1 protein-coding gene is annotated in these 391 nt (G+C 42.2%); it reads left to right on the forward strand.

What is annotated here, in order from left to right:
- Window positions 1–311, forward strand: a 311-nt coding sequence (locus tag GUI43_RS34370; RefSeq protein WP_211326811.1) for a hypothetical protein, incomplete at its 5' end; no start/stop codon positions are given.
- Window positions 312–391 lie beyond the last annotated feature (80 nt).

A 391-nucleotide genomic window follows, 5' to 3' on the forward strand; every position in this document is an offset into this window, starting at 1 on the left:
ATGAGAGTCTCTGGGAGGGCTTTATTTCATTTAAAATGGAGACATTAGTTCGTCTAGCCGTCCAGGGAACTCTCAACATTCTGCGCCACACCCACATTTCGAAAGCATCAATCCTTTTCCTTTCACTGGCACGGATTACCCAGGTCTCCGAGGCATATGAGAAGATTGGAAAGATTAGAGCGTTGACAAGGTGTATTTTTGTCTTCTTGGTAATATTACGATCTTTCCAGATTCTTGTCATTTTGATCATGGCCGAGCGAGCGATCTCAATTCTCCGTTTTATTTCGAATTCGCAAGAGCCGGAGTTATGAAGTACGGAACCCAGATAAATGAAATTGTCGACGACTTCAAAGTTTCCTATTTTTCTAGGTCGCCTTTGATTTTCCGTATT

The organism is Micromonospora noduli (assembly GCF_003264365.1).
Classification (GTDB): domain Bacteria; phylum Actinomycetota; class Actinomycetes; order Mycobacteriales; family Micromonosporaceae; genus Micromonospora; species Micromonospora noduli.